The 3,322-nt window shown below is 73.1% G+C and carries 1 protein-coding gene; it reads left to right on the forward strand.

The annotated features are described in order from the left end of the window. On the forward strand, positions 1 to 3,322 hold a 3,322-nt coding region (locus ACOV8S_RS32530), incomplete at both ends, for an amino acid adenylation domain-containing protein (protein WP_448322208.1).

Below are 3,322 nucleotides of genomic sequence, written 5' to 3' on the forward strand. Positions count from 1 at the left end.
TCCTGGGCGTGCCGGCGGTCGGCGTCGACGACGACTTCTTCGCACTCGGCGGGCATTCGCTCCTCGCCACCCGCCTGGCCGGCCGCATCCGCGCGGTGCTGGGCGTCGAGCTGGCGGTGCGGACCCTCTTCGAGGCCCCGACGGTCTCAGCCCTCGCCGACCGCGTCGGCCGGGCGGATGCCGCCAGGCCCGAACTGACGGCGAGGCCGCGCCCGGAGCGCGTCCCGCTGTCCCCGGCACAGAGCCGGCTGTGGTTCCTCGACAAGCTCGAGGAGACGAGCGCCACCTACAACCTCCCCCTCGTCGTGCGCCTGTCGGGCGACCTGGACCGGGCGGCGCTGAGGGCCGCGCTCGAGGACGTGGTGGACCGGCACGAGAGCATGCGCACGGTCTTCCCCCTGGACGCCCAGGGCGTCCCGTTCCAGCGGATCCTGCCGGCCGCCGGGGCGATGCGGGACTTCGCGGTGGTGCGGACCGAGGCGTCCGCCCTGCCCGCCGAGATGTCCGCCCTCGCCCGGCAGCGCTTCGACCTGGCGCTCGATCCGCCGCTCCGCGTCCGCCTGTTCGCCCTGTCGGAGACCGAGCACGTCCTGTTCCTGCTGATGCACCACATCGCGTCCGACGGCTGGTCGCTGGCCCCGCTGACCCGGGACCTCGGCCGCGCCTACGCGGCACGGTGCGACGGGACGGCGCCGTCGTGGTCCGCGCTGCCGGTGCAGTACGCGGACTACACGCTGTGGCAACGCGAGCTTCTCGGCACCGAGGACGACCCCGGCTCGCTGACGAGTGAGCAGCTGGCGTTCTGGACGAGGACGCTGGACGGCATCCCGGACCAGCTCGAGCTGCCCTTCGACCATCCCCGGCCGAAGGTCGCCGGCCACCGCGGCGACTCGGTCTCCTTCGCCCTGGACGCGGAGCTGCACAGGCGGCTGACCGGACTGGGCCGAACCCGCCGGGCCAGTCTGTTCATGGTGGTGCAGGCCGCCTTCGCCGCGGTGCTCTCCCGGCTGGGCGCCGGACACGACATCCCGGTGGGCACTCCCATCGCCAACCGGACCGACGAGGCGATGGCCGACCTGGTCGGCTTCTTCGTCAACACCCTGGTCCTGCGGACCGACACCTCCGGAGACCCCACCTTCGAGCAACTGCTGGCCCGGGTGCGGGAGGCGTCCCTGGAGGCCTTCGCCCACCAGGACGTCCCCTTCGAGCACCTGGTGAGCGCACTCAACCCGGTGCGCTCCGCCGCCCGGCACCCGCTCTTCCAGGTGCTCCTGGCCATGCAGAACAACACCTCCGTCCGGCTGGACCTCCCGGGCCTGACCACGGACGTCGACCTGGCGGACACCGACGTCGCCAAGTTCGACCTCACCCTCGAACTCTTCGAGGAGCACACGGACGACGGCGCCCCCGCGGGCATCGGCGGACGGCTGGGGTACGCCCTCGACCTGTTCACCCCGCAGACCGCCCGGCGGATCGCGGACTGCTTCCAGCGGCTGCTCGCCGCGGTCGCGGCGGACCCGGAACTGCCCCTCAGCCGGATCGGTCTCCTGTCCGCCGAGGAACACCACCGGCTCGTCACCGAGTGGAACGACACGGCGGCGCCCTACTCCGACGACACCACCGTGCACCAGCTGTTCCAGCGGCAGGCCGCCAGAACCCCGGACGCGACGGCGGTGACCTGCGGCGAGGAGTCGCTGAGCTACCGGGAGCTCGACGAGCGGGCGAACCAGCTCGCCCATCACCTGATCGACCTGGGCGTCCGGGCGGAGCAGCTGGTCCCGGTCTGCGTCGAGCGCGGGATCGACGCGGTCGTCGCGGTCCTGGGCGTCCTGAAGGCCGGCGCCGCGTACGTGCCGCTCAACCACGACTACCCGCCCCACCTGCTGGAGTTCATGGTCGCCGACGTGGAGGCGTCGCTGGTCGTCACCCACGCCCACCTCCAGGACAAGCTGGGCGCGGGCGCCGCCCGGCGCGTGCTCATGGACCACGACCGGCCGGAGATCGCCACCCGCCCCCGCACCGACCCGTCCGTGCCGGTCCGCCCCGACAGCCTGTTCCACGTCATCTACACCTCCGGGTCCACCGGGACTCCGAAGGGCGTCATGATCGAGCACCGCTCGGTCTGCCGGCTGGTCGAAAGCGACGTCTTCGCCCGCATCGGCCCCGGCCACGTCGTCGCCCATCCGTCCAACTTCGCCTGGGACGCCTTCACGTTCGAGTGCTGGCCCGCGCTGACGTCCGGGGCGGCCATGGTGGTCATGGACAAGGAGGTCCTCCTCGACGCCGTCGAGCTCAAGGCCGCCCTGCGCCGCTGCGGGGTGACGATGATGTGGCTGACGTCCCCCCTGCTCCGCCAGCACCTCCTCGACTGCCCCGACCTGCTCGCCGAGCTCGACCACGTGTTCTTCGGCGGCGAGGCCGTCGAGCGGTCGGTGGTGGACCAGCTGGTGGACGGGCCGTGGGCGCCCCGGCACCTCGTCCACGGGTACGGGCCCACCGAGGCGACCGTGTTCACCTCCTGCTACGAGATCGACCGGGACACCCCCCGGACCGGTCAGCTCCCCATCGGCCGGCCGCTGACGAACACCGAGGTGTTCGTCATGGACGAGAACGGCGCCCTGCTCCCGCCGGGGGTGCCCGGCGAACTGTGGGTCGGCGGACCCGGCGTGGCCCGCGGCTACTGGAACCGCCCGGAGCTGACCGAGGAGAAGTTCGTCGCACACCCGTTCTCGGACGACCCTGGGGCCCGGGTGTACCGCACCGGCGACATCGTGCGCTGGCGGGAGGACGGGCTGCTGGAGTTCGTCGGCCGGGTCGACCACCAGGTGAAGATCCGCGGGTTCCGGATCGAGCCGGGGGAGATCGAGGAAGCCCTGCGCCGGTTCCCCGGACTTCCGGAGGCGGCGGTCCTGGTCCGGGAGGACCGGCCGGGCGACAAGCGGCTGGTGGCGTACGTGGCCGCCGAGCCGGACTCCGCCGAGGGCGTGGACGTCGAGGGCCTGCGGGTGCACGTGGCGGGGCTGCTGCCGGAGTACATGGTGCCGTCGGCGTTCGTGGTCCTGGACCGGCTTCCGCTGACCACCAACGGCAAGCTGGACCGGCGGGCCCTGCCCGCGCCGGAGCTGCCGGCGGCCGGTGCCGGGCGCGGTCCGCGGACTCCGCGCGAGGAGGTCCTGTGCGGCCTGTTCGCCGAGGTCCTGGGCGTGCCGGCGGTCGGCGTCGACGACGACTTCTTCGCACTCGGCGGGCATTCGCTCCTCGCCACCCGCCTGGCCGGCCGCATCCGCGCGGTGCTGGGCGTCGAGCTGGCGGTGCGGACCCT

The sequence above is a fragment of the Streptomyces sp. CO7 genome, from assembly GCF_053474865.1.